Origin of the sequence: Nostoc foliaceum FACHB-393 (assembly GCF_014698505.1) — a bacterium.
Lineage (GTDB): Bacteria > Cyanobacteriota > Cyanobacteriia > Cyanobacteriales > Nostocaceae > Nostoc > Nostoc foliaceum_A.
The window spans coordinates 24465-39582 of the sequence record NZ_JACJTD010000060.1 but is presented as its reverse complement, the minus strand read 5'-3'; the positions used below and the strand labels follow the sequence as shown (position 1 = coordinate 39582).

Annotated in this window: 18 protein-coding genes; 4 read left to right on the top strand and 14 right to left on the bottom strand. The window is 38.8% G+C overall.

What is annotated here, in order from left to right; translation table 11 throughout:
• Positions 1-108: 108 nt before the first annotated feature.
• From H6G92_RS30765 to H6G92_RS30700, 14 genes are all read right to left on the bottom strand, one after another.
• On the bottom strand, positions 109-291 hold the full coding sequence (locus tag H6G92_RS30765) for a hypothetical protein (RefSeq protein WP_190899576.1): 183 nt from the start codon (positions 289-291) through the stop codon (positions 109-111).
• Positions 292-405: 114 nt separating this feature from the next.
• Positions 406-1548, bottom strand: coding sequence for a hypothetical protein (locus tag H6G92_RS30760; RefSeq protein ID WP_190899574.1), 1143 nt, complete (start codon positions 1546-1548; stop codon positions 406-408).
• A 136-nt stretch (positions 1549-1684) separates the two neighbouring features.
• The gene (locus H6G92_RS30755; RefSeq protein ID WP_190899572.1) at positions 1685-1861 is read right to left on the bottom strand and encodes a hypothetical protein; all 177 of its coding nucleotides are present in this window, start codon (positions 1859-1861) and stop codon (positions 1685-1687) included.
• Between the two features lie 14 nt (positions 1862-1875).
• Positions 1876-5031: a type ISP restriction/modification enzyme gene (locus H6G92_RS30750; RefSeq protein ID WP_190899570.1), complete on the bottom strand. Its 3156-nt coding sequence runs from the start codon at positions 5029-5031 to the stop codon at positions 1876-1878.
• Positions 5032-5160: 129 nt separating this feature from the next.
• On the bottom strand, positions 5161-5409 hold the full coding sequence (locus tag H6G92_RS30745) for a helix-turn-helix domain-containing protein (RefSeq protein WP_190899568.1): 249 nt from the start codon (positions 5407-5409) through the stop codon (positions 5161-5163).
• 169 nt (positions 5410-5578) lie between these two features.
• On the bottom strand, positions 5579-6046 hold the full coding sequence (ybaK, locus tag H6G92_RS30740) for a Cys-tRNA(Pro) deacylase (protein WP_190899566.1): 468 nt from the start codon (positions 6044-6046) through the stop codon (positions 5579-5581).
• 90 nt (positions 6047-6136) lie between these two features.
• Positions 6137-6538 carry a hypothetical protein gene (locus tag H6G92_RS30735; protein ID WP_190899555.1) on the bottom strand — a complete coding sequence of 134 codons (402 nt, stop codon included), beginning with the start codon at positions 6536-6538 and terminating at the stop codon, positions 6137-6139.
• Between the two features lie 14 nt (positions 6539-6552).
• A complete protein-coding gene (locus H6G92_RS30730; protein WP_190899553.1) occupies positions 6553-6798 on the bottom strand; it encodes a hypothetical protein in 246 nt (81 codons plus the stop codon).
• 80 nt (positions 6799-6878) lie between these two features.
• Positions 6879-7235, bottom strand: coding sequence for a hypothetical protein (locus H6G92_RS30725; protein ID WP_190899551.1), 357 nt, complete (start codon positions 7233-7235; stop codon positions 6879-6881).
• Positions 7216-7566, bottom strand: a complete 351-nt coding sequence (locus H6G92_RS30720) for a DUF5674 family protein (protein ID WP_242059370.1) — start codon at positions 7564-7566, stop codon at positions 7216-7218. The genes H6G92_RS30725 and H6G92_RS30720 overlap by 20 nt, the downstream gene beginning before the upstream one ends.
• Before the next feature lie 84 nt (positions 7567-7650).
• A complete protein-coding gene (locus tag H6G92_RS30715) occupies positions 7651-8643 on the bottom strand; it encodes a hypothetical protein (protein ID WP_190899549.1) in 993 nt (330 codons plus the stop codon).
• A gap of 146 nt (positions 8644-8789) precedes the next feature.
• The gene (locus tag H6G92_RS30710; protein ID WP_190899547.1) at positions 8790-9332 is read right to left on the bottom strand and encodes a helix-turn-helix domain-containing protein; all 543 of its coding nucleotides are present in this window, start codon (positions 9330-9332) and stop codon (positions 8790-8792) included.
• The gene (locus H6G92_RS30705; RefSeq protein ID WP_190899545.1) at positions 9325-9852 is read right to left on the bottom strand and encodes a GIY-YIG nuclease family protein; all 528 of its coding nucleotides are present in this window, start codon (positions 9850-9852) and stop codon (positions 9325-9327) included. Before H6G92_RS30705 ends, H6G92_RS30710 begins: the two co-directional genes overlap by 8 nt.
• On the bottom strand, positions 9842-10063 hold the full coding sequence (locus H6G92_RS30700; protein WP_199345045.1) for a helix-turn-helix domain-containing protein: 222 nt from the start codon (positions 10061-10063) through the stop codon (positions 9842-9844). The genes H6G92_RS30705 and H6G92_RS30700 overlap by 11 nt, the downstream gene beginning before the upstream one ends.
• 213 nt (positions 10064-10276) lie before the next feature.
• On the opposite strand from H6G92_RS30700, the gene H6G92_RS30695 reads away from it, so the two are divergent.
• From H6G92_RS30695 to H6G92_RS38945, 4 genes are all read left to right on the top strand, one after another.
• On the top strand, positions 10277-11113 hold the full coding sequence (locus H6G92_RS30695; protein ID WP_190899541.1) for a hypothetical protein: 837 nt from the start codon (positions 10277-10279) through the stop codon (positions 11111-11113).
• Positions 11114-11286: 173 nt separating this feature from the next.
• Positions 11287-11856, top strand: coding sequence for a DUF4255 domain-containing protein (locus H6G92_RS30690; RefSeq protein WP_190899539.1), 570 nt, complete (start codon positions 11287-11289; stop codon positions 11854-11856).
• Between the two features lie 2 nt (positions 11857-11858).
• Complete coding sequence (locus H6G92_RS30685) at positions 11859-12851, top strand: hypothetical protein (RefSeq protein WP_190899537.1); 993 nt, start codon at positions 11859-11861, stop codon at positions 12849-12851.
• Between the two features lie 12 nt (positions 12852-12863).
• The gene (locus H6G92_RS38945) at positions 12864-14966 is read left to right on the top strand and encodes a phage tail sheath C-terminal domain-containing protein (RefSeq protein WP_199345044.1); all 2103 of its coding nucleotides are present in this window, start codon (positions 12864-12866) and stop codon (positions 14964-14966) included.
• Positions 14967-15118: the final 152 nt, after the last annotated feature.

The window sequence follows — 15118 nt, the reverse complement described above, 5'->3', positions numbered from 1 at the left end:
TCTCCTTAAGAGCCTGCTGTAGCTGAGTAATTTGTTCCGAAGTTAAAAAGTTTTTGGCTGGTGGTGGCATAGTTAATTTCAATCTATTCTGCATTTATATTATGCAGCTTAAATGCCGATTAGCTTACTACCAATACCTAAGAACTTCACAACTGTTTTTAACAGCTTGTCAGCATCGCGGTGCTTGAAGACGAGCCAGTATTGATTGTCAATACCTTTGATAGGATTACCTTGGAGTAGGTAGTAGGGGCGTTGTTTGCGAATTAAGTCTTGGATAAAGTTTTCAAGCATAAGTTAAATACAGTAACATTAAATAAGAGCTTAATGTGTTTAAAAAATGAATTCATTTAATAAACAAGTTTTATTTTATTAATCTTTTAAATTCAAATCAAAAAAATTAAAATATTAATTATGCTTTTTACTTTTTTGTTTCTTTTTCTGATACTCAATGTACTTCCTGAATAAATTTTCATCTAAATATCTGAGAAATCGAATATCCTTATTTTTTACGGCTATATATACAATAATAGATATTAAATCCTTACAACAAAAAAATAACTCTATGCACTTCTGATATTTTTGCTTTTCATCTATGCTATTATCATTGTCTGATAGAATATTATTAACATTTCGTTCGATTTTTTCTAATATTTTATCACTGATTTGCCATGCTTTTTTTACTAGTGGTTCTACAAAAAAAATAACTGAATCTATATTTTCAGATAAGTTGCTAAAATTAAAATCAAATTTTTTAAAATCAACTAAATAGTACCTAGTTAAAAAATAAAATAATTTTTCCAGGCAACTATCAACTAATATCATTAATTTACTCTTGGCTACCTCTGGTGTTATTTTGTAGTTCATGTCTTTTTCTAGCCATTTTTGTTGATAAAATTCATTCCATGCTGCTGCCATATCAGTTTTAGCTTCTGCATCAATATGATTTTCAAATTTTTTTCTTAATTCGTTTTTACAGTTTTCAAGTGTCTCATCTGTGAAATCATTTAAATAAGAAACAACATGTTTAGGAATCCAGTATCCAAAATCTGTATTAATACCATATCTCCCCCAATCAATTTTATAATTAGAATTATATTTTTTGAGAATATTTATTATTTCCTCTTTTATAGAATCAAAATAATTTTTTATTCCTTTGTCTGATGGTTTCATTTCATACTTTTTTAGAATTTCATTAAAAGTGTCTTGGTTCTTTTTGTCATTAAATTTATATTTAAAATTTAATAATTCGTAAAAACTGCTTATATCATTAATTTTTATATAAAAACCTTCTCGTAATAAAGCATATTTGAAATAATATTCATCAGTATCATCAAATTTTTCTATCTCATCAACTTCTATACAATTTAGATCGCTATTTAAGCTGTGGTAAAAATCTATTATATCCTTGATATCCTCAATTTTATATAGTATTTCTATATTACCAAATGGCTCAATTAAACCCCTATTACTTAAGTTAGCCGAACCTAATACTAATCTTCCATTCTGATGATCATTAGATAATAAACAATACGCTTTTGGATGAAACAAATTGCCAGATTTAACAATTCTAAAGTTAATTGTTAATTGAAATTCATTTTTGATTTCATTAATCCATTTGTTTATATCATCTTTCCCTATATCAATAGCACTTCCTCTATCTATGTATATAGAAATTTCTTTTATGCTATTTTTTAACTTTCAATAATGATTCTATTAAATTTTTAGCAGAATTTAATTTAAAATAACAACTTACTAAAATCAGATGATAATTTAGATTGTCTAAATCTTGAGTTAAAAAATTTACCAAATATTCTTTCTTACCTTCTTGAAAAAAGAATTTTTTTCTAAGAGCATTCGACATAAATAATTACCCTTTTACTGAAGAGGCCACTCTGGTATTACATCATCAATTAACTGCATTAATTTAATGGTTTCTTGCAGTGCTGCAACTACACGCTGATAATGTTGAATGTCATCATCAGTTAGGGTGCGTCCTTTGCGGTCTTTCAGCCATTTTTGACAGACTTGATAACCTCCAATGTAAAAATCCCAAACTTCTTTGGGTACGCCTGTAAATTTGTCTCCTATTTTGTTGATGATGACAGCACCGTTAGTATATTTTGGGTGTCCTGCATCAACTATTTGATTCCCACCATTTCCTTGAAACTGTGTGATTAGGTTGTCTAATTTAGGTGATTTCATTAAGTGGAGTGCTACTAATTCTTCACCGTATGCTGATAGTTGGGTGAAGAGTTGATTATCACTGGTAAGGGGAACACGAGGGAAGTCGATTTTGAGAAATTCGGCGTAACGGGTACGGTAAGTGGGTGAGTGGAAGATGGCGTAAATGTAGTAAAATATGGCTTCTGGTGTGGGGGTATAACCGAGTTTTGAGATAATGCCTTTGAGGAATATTGGGGAAAGATTAGGGCGTACTGGTTCTTCTAATTCTTTCGGGTTGTTTGGGTTAGGGTAGAGGTAAAGAGGAAATAATTGAGCATTATCTAGTGATGAAATAGCACACTTATCTGTTGCTCTGTCGCTTACAAAGAAATTACCGATTTCTTGATTACGAGGTCTCCGAATTGTAATCAAGGCAAGATTAAATTGCTCAATAAAGTGTCGCATACAATCAACTCTTGCCCGTGCTAATAATTCCGGTTGATAGAGAAGCTGACGATTATCAAAAGGTCTATAAGCAACGGTAATAGCTTTGCTAATATTTTCAAACTTTACTTTTAGTTCTTCTTTATGAAAACTAATAAAACGTGCATCATCTCCAGTCGTAATACCCATGCTATTTATGAAAAAAATGTCTGTTACCTTCCATCCCTGTTCATATTCTCCTAGTAAATCTGTATTTTGTGGAACAAATAGATAAAATGGAGCTTGTGGATTTAGCTTTTTCAACTGAGTTGTATCTATACTATGAAGATTTAACCAGTTATATTTATTGTCACGTAAACCATATAAAGATGAATGATAAATATTAGCAATTTGTTTTTTATTATCTTGCCGTTTTACAAAAATGCTAATTGCTACACCTTGCTGAATATCAAAAACATTCTCGTCTTTTGAACCATCGGGTGATTGCTCTTTTTTCTTACTATTCCCATGCAAGTCTAAAAGATAAATGTCATCAAATGTTACCATCAAACTTTGACGCATACCACGGAATGTGGGGTTGTCAAGAAAGCCGTGGTTAGTGATAAAAGCTAAGATACCATAACCAGTTTGTTCAATCCGCCATTGAGCAAAGCGAATAAACTTCACATAATCATCGTTTAACCACTTAGGATTTCTCTCGCCAAGTGGCTTCCCATCAACTTCAAAATAATTGCTAGTTACTTTTTCGGTGATTGTATCTTTTCCTCTAAGGAGATTACTAATCCAAATGCCATTATTAGCAGAATGACCAGAATAAGGAGGATTTCCCATCACAACCATTACTGGTGCTTCTTGCTTAATTTGGTTAGCTGCATCCGCCTCATCCCGAATCCAATTATCGTATTCATCAGCAGGCGGTATTTGAAATGCTTCTTGTAATGTATTCGTGAGGTAAACTCGTAATCGTTCTAGAGTATCGAATTTGTAACCTAATTCTGCTAGCTGTAACCCTAATTTCATGTGTGCAACTGCATAGGGAGCCATTAATAACTCAAAGCCTAGTAGTCGTGGTAATAAGTGTTGGGAAACATAATTTGACCATGCATCTGTATCAAGTTTTAATGAGTTATAAATGTGGTCTATAACACTGTAAAGAAAAGTTCCTGTGCCAGTTGCAACGTCTGTTATGAGAACTTTATGTGTTTCCGTCGTACCTTTCTTGTCAGGCTTTTCAACCTTTACCTTTGTTGCATCCGCTAAACCATCAGTTAGTTTAAAGTCTGTTTTTAAAATATGGTCTACAGAACGCACAATGTAAGAAACTATAGGTTCTGGTGTATAGTAAACACCCCGTCGTTCTCGCATCTGTGGCTTATAGGCTGTCAAAAAATCCTCATAGAACCGGATAACAATATCTTCGCGGTTCATCTTCATCTGGAAATCTGACAGAATTGCATCCATTTTCGCAGCGCGGAGGATGCCGAAAATCTCTGCGATCGCACCTATCAACTCATCACCCAACTCTTCAGCTTTCCGTTCAGATATATCTTTAAACAGCTTACGGAGAAATGGGTTAGTTTCTGGTAACTTCTGCCAAGCTGATTCGCGGTCAAAATGTGTTGGCTTCTTTTCACGTCCTTCTTCTTTATCCCTCACATAGCTGAATACTCTGGCTGTAAACAGTGCATAAGCAATGGTCTGGGCATATATATCAGCAAAGCTATAATCTTTCTCGTTATCAGGAGTCAGTTTTAGTGTGGGCAGTAGTTCCCGTTGAAAACTCTCTAGTAGATGGTGTAAATACCCATCAGCTTTTTCTTTCTCATAAACTTGGGGAATGACCTGCTCAATTCGACGGGCAGCTTCAGCCAGCAACTGCGCTAGCTCCTTCGCCGTCTTAATCGGTTCATAGAAAACCCACTCCACCAAGGGAACCGAACTTAGCCCCTTAACAGCAATCGGCAGCTCCCCTTGTTTTAAACGGTTTAACCGTGCTATTAGTTGCGGTTCATTCCAATCAAAAGTCTGGATTTGCCGTTGGCGTAGTCCACCTTCACTTGGCAACACTAACGGCACTCGACCTAAAGCTTCTTTAGTTGGCAACAGCAAATACATCACTGGTTGCTGTTCAGCAACTCGGTTTGTGTAATGCCCGTAAATTTCTTGTTGCTGTTCTTTAGAGGTCAAAAATTTTTTAATTTCTTGGTCTGTTGCTCCTGATAGTTCCTCATAGAAGCCAACAGCAACTGGGCAAGTTTCCTCAGCTTCTAATTCATCGGCACCAGGACGCAAATACCAAAACCGAGAACCTTGAGGGTCATGCTCTTTCACTGGATATTCTAACAGCTGCCGCAGTGCCTCTACACGATGATTTAAATCTGTACCAGTCATTACAGCCTGTAACTGCTCTTTGGTGAAAGTCATTTGTTTTCCTTACTAAGTTCAAAACAGCACGGTAAAACTACGATCACTCTTTAAAAAAATGCAATCGCTATATCAAATTTGATTAAGTACTGCTCTCAAGAAGTGAGGTAGTCTACTTTTTCCTCATAACTAACTTGACTGATACTTCGCTACCAGTTTCTGCCCTTGATCACCCATCTCTTGCAGAAGTTTTTCAATCCTCTGCATAGCCATCGGTGATAATTTAGAGCGTTTATTTTCCCAACGATTAACTGTGGAATAAGTAACACCCAAATGTGTTGCGAACTGTTCTTGGGTTAAACCAACTACAGTGCGAAGTTCATGGATGAGCTGTCCCAGTTTTGGTTGTTCGATTACCAAAGGCTTTTTGATCGTCATTAGCTCAAAACCCACTACTTGAGTAGCAAATAATGTGTAATTTGCTATATCGTAGTTAGCCTAATACTGGGTTGTAACCCGCTAATATACTGTTATTTATTTACTGTAACTTCAATATCTCTATGTAATAAACGCAACTTGTACTTAAGTACGCTTGGCGAGAACTGGTTCACTGTATAATTGCCCCTAGAGTGCCACTGACAGCACGTAAATAATCATCTGGCGATAGCAGAAGCAGCATTCCTCGCATTCCACCAGAAACAGTAATCTGCTCAAATAGGGTTGCTGTTTCATCAACGTAAACGGGATAGTATTTTTTACTCGCTAAAGCTGTCACACCCCCACGGATGTATCCTGTTAGTGGCTGAACTTCCTTCAGGGCAACTGTCTCAACTTTGCGGTTTCCTGAAATCCGTGCCAAAGCTTTTAAGTCTAACTGAGCATTTCCCGGCACAACAGCAAAACAGATACCTGTTGTATCCCCTCTGACTACTAGAGTTTTAAAAACTTGCTCTGGCGGAAGACCCACTTTCTGGGCTGTACTATCAGCAGCGAGATCGTCAGGGTCAACCTCGTAGCTGAGAATTTGGTAGGGAATACCTAGTTTATCCAGTAGTCGAGCAGCATTCGTTTTCATTCAAGTCCAGATATCATTCTTCTTACTCCCCCTACTCAATCACCAGTTCACTAACGCGACTAAATTCAGGTTGTGAGAAATTAATGAAATTTAGCCTAAATATTCGCCTATGAGTTTGTGGATTTCTTTTAGCTCCTCAATTTCTAAAAGTTCTACTAACAATTCGCCTGCTTTTTGAGGATTGCAAGGAATATTTATCCATAATTCTTCTCCTAAAATTTCTTGAATTTTTTCTAGGGAGTAACCAAGACCCCAAGGAGATTTAGCATTGCAAAAGTCAACAAAACAACTAAAAGGTTCTCCGTTTTCATCTGTTAATTGATTATACCCAGCATAATGTTCCATCTGCAAAAGGTATGCTTGCAGAGATTTAACAATGTTTTTATTACGCTCCAACAATGATTGAATTTCAAATCGCACAGCTATAGCCCAAGCTTGAGAACCCGGAAGAGCTGCAAGATTTCCAACTTCATTAATACCCATATCTAACAAATATCTCACTCTAATCACTCCCTAGTGTCATATTCATCTTGGGGATATCTTTGAATTGGATCATCTGCTAATGATCCAGCTGTTTGTTCAAAAAAGTCGGTTGGCCATCCTAATTCTTCAGGTGTTTTTGGAGAGGCTGATGGCTCTAGCTGTTGATAAATCACCATTACTTCTATTTCTCTGTCTATTATTCCTAATGGAATATCAAGGTGTAAAATCCCATCAGACCCCACATGAGTGTTTAGTTTGATACTTTGCATCACTGTTTTCTCTCACATATTGATTCATTTAAAATTTCCTATCAATTGCCCAACAGCCACCCTTGCCATTAAATAAAATTTTAGATTGATTCGGACAGCAACCCTGACATATCTAATACTCGTCCTGACCAAGCACTAGCTTGCTCGGACATATTTCTGCGTTCGCTACCATCAGACCACATACTATCAAAAGTTAATCTCCATCGTGCCAGTTGAACTTGAATGTTAACCAGTTCTTCAGCATATTCAGGTTCAATTTCTGCTGCCGTCCATTCGATAAAACACATAGTTTCATCTGCAACACTTTTGACCGCTTCAGGGTAAGCAGTGTCACAAAATGTTCTCAGCCTAGCTAAATTAGAAGCTATATGCCCTAAGCGATGTGATGTATTTTCGCCTTGAAACCGTGCTTGTTTTTCATCTAAATTCTGGTTCATATCCACCAATTAACTCCTGAGTTATTTTTTTAACACGTTCTCGAATCGCTGGGTCTTGAATTACCATTGAGCGATTATTTTGGCTTGGACGTATGTTGATAATCGATTCATAAGCTATCGATTGGTCAAAGGGAGTCCAATCCGCACCCCAGATATCTCGCTGTCTACTACCGTCTTCAAGCAATGCTGCTTCACAGTAAGCGTGTTTCTCTCCTCCTCCAGCTAAAATCCCTCTTTCTATATCTACTGCCACTTTAATGTAAACTCGCAAGGTTTGCAGCATTAACTCCACTTGTTCGAGAGTTGTTCTTTCCCTAATAATCAGTACCAAAATCTCACCCTACCTGTATAAATGCACAAGTCAAAATTCTACTTTGTAGAATCCCTTGAATCCCAAAATTAATCACTTACAGCATTATGGTATGATTTCCAACTCCAGAAGACTCAATACTTTCTCTTCCAAATCCGTCAAATAAGCCCGATTCAGCTTCCCCAGCATCTCCAAAAACTTCTGCACCGACTCCTCCAGCCCACTCGAATACACCCGACCGATGCGATCACAAATCACCCGCATCTGCTCACACTCGGCAGGCAGGTAATTGTAAGATTTGAGGTGCTGCAACCCAATGGCGTACTCGCCATTCCACATTCTCACACTGCAACTAAAGTTATTTATTGCGCTGACAATTGCCCAACATCCACCTTTGCCTCTGAGTTCGGGGTTGTCCTTTGCTAGTATTTGGCACACCTCGCCAATTTGGTAGGTATTGGGTACTTGTGTTCGCTCCATGATGCGCTGTACAACATCTTTGACAATTCTACCAGTTGGCACTTTCCCGCCCGCAACTTGCACTGCCTGCTGCCATGCAGTGCGCTGGACTTCTGGCTCTAGGGCAACCAAGGGGCGTACTTGACGTTCGTTTGTCGGCAGTATTTGTAAACCAATGGTTGACATTTCGACATTTTGTAAACCAATGGTTGACATTTTTGTAGGTTGTAAACCATCTGTGGTTATTTCCGCATTCTGTAAACCAATGGTTGACAAATTCTCCATAACTGTCGCGGCAGCAATTTTATAGGTTGCTGCCATTCGTGTATAACCAAACCGTGAACGGCAATACTCCTCAAAGGTTTTGTGCGTGGAACGATATAGTCTGCGATCGCGGAGTTCCATCAAAGCCTTCCCTGCTTCAAAAAACGCCCGTTCCACTTTCCTCTCCAAGTACAAGCGATCGCTAATTTCCTGCTCGGTTAATTCAGGAATTTCAACAGCAGTAACATCAATTATTGCTAAGGCTGGGTTTTCTTGAGGGGAGATATTCTCTTCTGCAAGGTCATTTGGTAATGTGCTGTCATCAGATGCGGCAGGGGTAGCTTTTTTCCGTCTTCTAGAAGGTGGTTGGTTCATACTTCCACCTCCTTTAATCCGATGCTACTTGCTTTAAGTTGATTGCAACGTAAATGTTGGATGTAACTGACAACTGTTTAGACTTAGCCTGCCGCAGGCATTGCTTATTGAGAGACGGTGAAGGCATAGAAAGAAGATGAACGCATTCATAATTCAGCATCTTCTTCAGGCTCTACAGCTTCATAAAGGTCTTTTGGCTCACAATTTAATAACTCACAAAGTTTTGCAACTCGAACGAACATTTTGACTCCATCACGGCTTTTTTCCCAGTTGCGAACCGTCGAGACATCAAGCCCCAGCGCCTCAGCTATCTGCCTTTGAGTCAAATTCTTTTCCTCTCTGAGTTTTGCAATCCTAGACACGTATCCATCGCATGAATTTAGCTCGTTGAATTCAACAGAGTAATTCAGAGGTGGATTGAACCATCTAATAAGAGCCAATTCAACCCAGTGTAATAAATTAACCTCTACTTCCAAATAAGCTATTCTTACACCAGTGTGATTACTCAATGCTTGTCGCTTGTGATGACTTACCCACCTTTGAGCAGGATTGATTGATCGCCCTATGTACTGCACTACCTCATTGCTATCAATAGCGAAATAAATGCATGGCGTTGTTGGTAGCTGCGATCGCTCTTTTAAAGAAACTGAAGGCAAAACAAGAGGATTAATAGCCTGGGGGTTAAGCATTTTCAGACTCCAGTTCCGCCTGAACTAGTTCATCAAAAGTACACTTGTACACCTGCATAAGTTTTTGAAGTCCCACAGGAGTCATCCGGGGAGCTGTTTTTAATTGATCCCAATTCCGAACCGTAGAGACGGCAACGCCAAGCTCCACGGCTATTTCTTCTGCTCTTTTTCCTACCCTTAGCCTTAAACCCAACATCCCACTTGCAAATGGGTTCAAATTCGTGGTTTGATTGAGCGGTGGATTAAACCAGGCAATTAAAGCTGCTTCTATTTGAGAGAGTAAAGATACATCATCTATATGTAAGTAGGAGAGCCGAATGCCACCTATCTCATGCAGTTCAGGATACTTGTGGTGTAAAGCCCATCTCGCCTTCGGATTAATTGATCGCCCAATGTATTGAATTTGTCCATCAAGGTCGATAGCGAAGTAAATACAAGGCTGGCTAGGTAACTGTGATCGCTCCTGAAGAGATACTGAAGGTAAAGCAAGAAAATCGATAGTAGCAGGATTAATCCCCATTTTTCAACTCCTGGGCTGGTATCCATTTCAGTAAAATATCTGGTTGTATGTTGTATCGAGTGCAAATCGCATCCATAACATCTTTGCCAAGATACTGAGCGGAATTGTTATACAAACTATACGCGGTAGTCCTGCTAATACCAGTTTCTTGCCAAAACTGATAAACGCTCATTCCTTTGCTGTCAACAAATTCCTTAATCCGATTTCTCATGGGCATACCTTAGATTGCCACTGATATATTCACAATTAACTGTTATTGCAAAGTAGTTAACACTATTATAGAGTAATTGTAGTATAAAGTTAACTAAGAATTTAAAGCGCTTTTATAATCACTGAGTGGAGTGACAGCTTCGATAACTATCTCTGCACAATGAACTTTAGTAACATTTATAGCAAGAACGCTTAAAACTGCTCAAGCTAACCCATGTCGGACTCAGAAAACTCAAAGCAAGTTAATAACAATGACTTACGAAATGCACAGTTTGGTGGTAGTTTGATTAATGCTGACACAGTAAACGCTGGGCAACTTGGGGATAATGTCTACAATATTCACTTTGGGCAGTCCAATGTTAAAAACATTCAAAACCTCAAATTAGAACCTAAGACTCTCAATGAGTTGGTGAATTTATTGCGTCCTTTTTTGGAAGATGAGAGAAGCCGCCGCCCATTTTTAGTTTTAGCTTTAGGCAATGATGCACCTGTGTTGCAACATATTAATTGGAGTGGTGCTGTGGCAAGTTTTATTCCAGATATGTTGTGTAAGCTTGCAGATTATGGTGAAGTAGCTCTGGGAAAACAAGCACTATGGACATTATTGGAATATGTGCGGTCGCGAGTAGGTGTAGATATACAACAACGTATCGATAATTTGCGTCCTCTACTTGATCTGCGATCGCTCTCTTCGGCTGTAACTGGTAGGAAATCGATTGATGTTCTAGTGCAAAAAGTGCGTGAGAGACTGCATGATAACATTCAAAGTTTGCATAGTACGATGCCACTTTGGGGAATAAACCGTGGAGTTTCTTTGGCTCATTTATTTGTCGATGTCAATATTTTAGAAGGAGTTAGCAATAGTCGCAGGTCGGAACTTGAGGATTTGTGGCAAGACTTTACAACAAATCATTCCAGTTACCAAAGTTTAGATCGGATTGGTTCAGTTCAATCGGGCTCATTTCTGAGCAATATTTGGGTAGAAAGAAGATGTACAAACCCATGTATTCCCACTTTGACCATAATTCTAGTTAAACCTCTTAGGACTTAACAGAAAAATCAAAAAATCATCTAATTCGTAATATTTTTTATTGTTTTCACATTTCTTTAAAAAGTTATTTTAAAATTTGAAAGGTCAAGTTTTATATCACACTCTTAAACCATTATAGGATCAAGGTATCATTCTATTCAAAAGTTCTATTAAAGCAACTCCTTTAAACAAGTATGCTGGACATTGTACTTAAGTTTCTAAAAGATGAGTTTAATACTTACTTGTTAACGCAAACAGGTTCAAGCATGGGAGAAGTGAATATAAGTAACTTGGTAGATGAAACAGGCAAATATGCTATTGAGTCAGATCATATTGGTGCTAGCATCATCAACATAGAAGAGGAACGCATCTTCAAATCTCAACATTCTGAGTACAGATATACAAAAGGACAACATATAGTCTTAGAGCCTGATTTAAAACTTAACCTGCATATACTCTTTGCTGCTAACTTTAAACAATATGATCAAGCATTAAAGTATATATCTTATGTATTGACTTACTTTCAATCGCATCCTTTTTTTTCCTCAGTAGAATATCCTGCACTTGACCCACGCATTGAAAAATTAGTAGTAGAGATGCAATCTCTCAGCTATGAGCAATTAAACCAAGTATGGGCTTTTGTTGGTGGGAAACAGCTGCCATCTGTGATATACAAGGTACGGATGGTAGTTATACAGAGCGAGGTGCAAACAACTATCCAGTCTCCAATCATCACAATCAACACAAATATTCACAGCAAATAACCATGCAGTTCAGTATATTATTTACAGTTGCAATCTTGCATAATTACTATAGTGAAGCCAGCCAAGGCTCTCAAGACTTTAGTTTTATGATACCTGCTGATACTGCACAACTGCTGAGAAACGGGAAGCTGATAACTAAAATCTGCGATCGCAAATTGTATGTATTATTTGAAGCAGACGAAGCTAACGCGCCTGTAGCTTCCATCGTTAGCGAAACCCTGCGCTTCGGCTTAAAGTTGCAAAATCCTTTTTTTGCCAACTTTACTGATTTGGATTTTGATATCAGTTCATACACTCCTCTCTACAGTAATTCCACTAATCTCAATCAACTAGATGTAGTAAAAGAAATCTCGTTGGTAGGGCATGTATTTAGTCATTCGCTAACCAATGATACCCGACCTGTAATGGTGACATTGAAAAATACCAATAATCAAGTCCTGCAAACAGATACCATCAATGCCACAAACAACCGTTCAACGGTTACTTACAATCTGACTGGGCAAGCACCTGGTCTGTACAGCATAGAGAAATCTTATCCAAACAATCTCGAAACAAGTCTTTATTATTCAAATGCTGAATTGCAGCAGCAAGGTATTTTTAGTTTGATTGAAATTAAAATTGATAGTAACTTTTATACTAGTAATACACCAGAATTTGCTATCAATTTTAATCCCAAAACAGAAACATTAAAATACTACTTAGTTGTTCCTAAAGAAGCAGAAGTTGACCAACTCTCTGTGTTAGATAATGGCTTTACAGAAGACGGGCGATCGGCAGTGATATTCAAGAAAGAATTATTAGCAGAAATACCAGTATTATTAAGTAATGCTAATACAAGCGTAGTGCTTTTTAAATCCGAGACAATAAAGCGACAGGAAAAAGCACGCCGGAAAATTCAGTTGCAGAAGAATGGTGATGTGCTGATTGGGCACTTACCTCAACCGAGTGCAGAGAAAGCAAATGCAGAGATAATTATTCAACTTGCAAAACTATAAACATTTAAAATTATGCCAACGTACAAAACTCCAGGCGTTTACGTAGAAGAAATATCAGTTTTTCCACCGTCGGTGGCAGAAGTGGAAACAGCTATTCCGGCTTTTATTGGCTATACTGAGATTGCTAAGAAGAATGCTGATAATGACTTGATCCTGAAACCGAGTAAGATTTACTCACTCAAAGAGTACGAACAGTATTTTGGTTATCCAAAAGATGATGAGATTAAAATTACTATTGTTAATGGTAGTGCAGGCGGATTTGCAGCAGGTTTATTTATTGAACCAGATGTAAAATACTTGCTATATTACAGCGTCAAAATATTTTTTGATAATGGCGGTGGACAGTGCTACATCATTTCAGTTGGCACTTATAATAAGAATTCACCCGTTATCAACTTGACCGGAGATGCAAGTTCTTTCGGTTTGCAAAATGGGTTAAATGTTTTGGCGCTGGAAGATGAGCCAACGCTAATTGTGATTCCCGAAGCAGTGAAACTGAGTACAGCCGAAGAATATCAGACTTTGGTGCAGGCGGTGCTGACACAATGCGCTCAACTAGGCGATCGCTTTGCTATTTTTGACATTTATGATGGGAAAACCAACTTAGATGCAAATCAACTTAGCACTAACCGGGTATATTTTGGCAACAACAACCTCAAATATGGTGCAGCCTATTATCCGTTCGTGACAACCACAATTAACTTTTATCTGAACGATGGTGAAACAAATGCGAAAGTCACCCCCCCACCGGCTGCTGGTGCTACAGTCATAGCAACCATATCTCCTGTTGGTAAAGTTGACAAGATTACAATCGATTCAGCCGGCACAGGCTATACCTCTGCTCCTACCGTCGTCTTGACTGGAGGTGCTGGTACAGGTGCTACAGCTAGAGCAACCTTATCTCCTGGGGTGGTTACAGGTATCACAATTACTACTGGCGGTACAGGCTATACCTCTGCTCCTACCGTCGTCTTGACTGGAGGCGGTGGTACAGGTGCTACAGCCACAGCAACTGTATCTGGCGGTGCAGTTGACAAGATCACAATCGATTCAGGGGGTACAGGCTACACCACTGCTCCTACTATTTCCTTTACTGATGGTGGTGGTACAGGTGCTACAGCCACAGCAACCATTGGTGGGGTTACAGGTATCACAATCGATTCAGGGGGTACAGGCTACACCACTGCTCCTACTATTTCCTTTACTGGTGGTGGTGGTACAGGTGCTACAGCCACAGCAACCGTATCTCCTGGGAAAGTGACTTCGATCGCAGTCGATTCAGGGGGCACAGGTTATGCTTCTGCTCCTACTGTTGAAATCACTGGTGGCGGTGGTAGTGGTGCTACAGCCACAGCAACCGTATCTGCTGGTGCAGTTACGGCGATCGCAGTCACCAAGGGCGGCACAGGTTATGCTTCTGCTCCTACTATTTCCCTCACTGGTGGCAGTGGTAGTCAAGCAAGCCTTGATACTTTCAAAACATCTAACACCGCACTTTACAACTTCGTCAAGAGTGTGCTGAAAGAACACTTTGTTAAGCTACCGCCAAGCGGTGCAGTGGTGGGAGTTTATGCAACGACTGACAATAATCGTGGCGTGTGGAAAGCGCCAGCTAATGTCAGCCTAGCTAGTGTAATCGAACCGATGATTAGACTCGATAACGCCAGACAGGATGTTCTCAATGTAGATGCAACAACAGGTAAATCCATTAATGCTATTCGTGCGTTTATGGGCAAAGGTACATTAGTTTGGGGAGCGCGTACCCTAGCCGGGAACGATAACGAATGGCGCTATGTTCCTGTGCGAAGATTCTTCAATATGGTGGAAGAAAGCGTGAAAAAATCCACATATTGGGCAGTATTTGAACCCAATAATGCTAACACTTGGGTGAAAACTCGCGGCATGATTGAAAGCTACTTAACACAGAAATGGCGGGAAGGGGCTTTAGCTGGTGCTACTCCCAAAGATGCATTTTTTGTGAAATGTGGTTTGGGTACAACAATGACCGCACAAGATATTCTTGAAGGCAGAATGAATGTGGAAATTGGCATGGCGGTAGTACGTCCCGCTGAGTTCATCATCTTGAAGTTTTCGCACAAGTTACAGACATCTTAAATCAATCGATTTTGGATTTTGGATACTTCGACTTGGCTCAGTACAAGTTTTGGATTTTGGATTGAAAGAGAACACTCTAGATAGGGGCATTATGATTTTCAATTTTGGAAAAAATTTCAGCGCCGGATTCTGGCGAACAAGCTTTTCAAGAC

Bases quoted from the DNA above. Each gene is read 5' to 3' on its own strand.
- H6G92_RS30765 (WP_190899576.1), bottom strand. From the start codon at position 291: ATGCTTGAAAACTTTATCCAAGACTTAATTCGCAAACAACGCCCCTAC.
- H6G92_RS30755 (WP_190899572.1), bottom strand. From the start codon at position 1,861: ATGTCGAATGCTCTTAGAAAAAAATTCTTTTTTCAAGAAGGTAAGAAA.
- H6G92_RS30750 (WP_190899570.1), bottom strand. From the start codon at position 5,031: ATGACTTTCACCAAAGAGCAGTTACAGGCTGTAATGACTGGTACAGAT.
- H6G92_RS30745 (WP_190899568.1), bottom strand. From the start codon at position 5,409: ATGACGATCAAAAAGCCTTTGGTAATCGAACAACCAAAACTGGGACAG.
- ybaK (WP_190899566.1), bottom strand. From the start codon at position 6,046: ATGAAAACGAATGCTGCTCGACTACTGGATAAACTAGGTATTCCCTAC.
- H6G92_RS30730 (WP_190899553.1), bottom strand. From the start codon at position 6,798: ATGCAAAGTATCAAACTAAACACTCATGTGGGGTCTGATGGGATTTTA.
- H6G92_RS30725 (WP_190899551.1), bottom strand. From the start codon at position 7,235: ATGAACCAGAATTTAGATGAAAAACAAGCACGGTTTCAAGGCGAAAAT.
- H6G92_RS30715 (WP_190899549.1), bottom strand. From the start codon at position 8,643: ATGAACCAACCACCTTCTAGAAGACGGAAAAAAGCTACCCCTGCCGCA.
- H6G92_RS30710 (WP_190899547.1), bottom strand. From the start codon at position 9,332: ATGCTTAACCCCCAGGCTATTAATCCTCTTGTTTTGCCTTCAGTTTCT.
- H6G92_RS30705 (WP_190899545.1), bottom strand. From the start codon at position 9,852: ATGGGGATTAATCCTGCTACTATCGATTTTCTTGCTTTACCTTCAGTA.
- H6G92_RS30700 (WP_199345045.1), bottom strand. From the start codon at position 10,063: ATGAGAAATCGGATTAAGGAATTTGTTGACAGCAAAGGAATGAGCGTT.
- H6G92_RS30695 (WP_190899541.1), top strand. From the start codon at position 10,277: ATGTCGGACTCAGAAAACTCAAAGCAAGTTAATAACAATGACTTACGA.
- H6G92_RS30690 (WP_190899539.1), top strand. From the start codon at position 11,287: ATGCTGGACATTGTACTTAAGTTTCTAAAAGATGAGTTTAATACTTAC.
- H6G92_RS30685 (WP_190899537.1), top strand. From the start codon at position 11,859: ATGCAGTTCAGTATATTATTTACAGTTGCAATCTTGCATAATTACTAT.
- H6G92_RS38945 (WP_199345044.1), top strand. From the start codon at position 12,864: ATGCCAACGTACAAAACTCCAGGCGTTTACGTAGAAGAAATATCAGTT.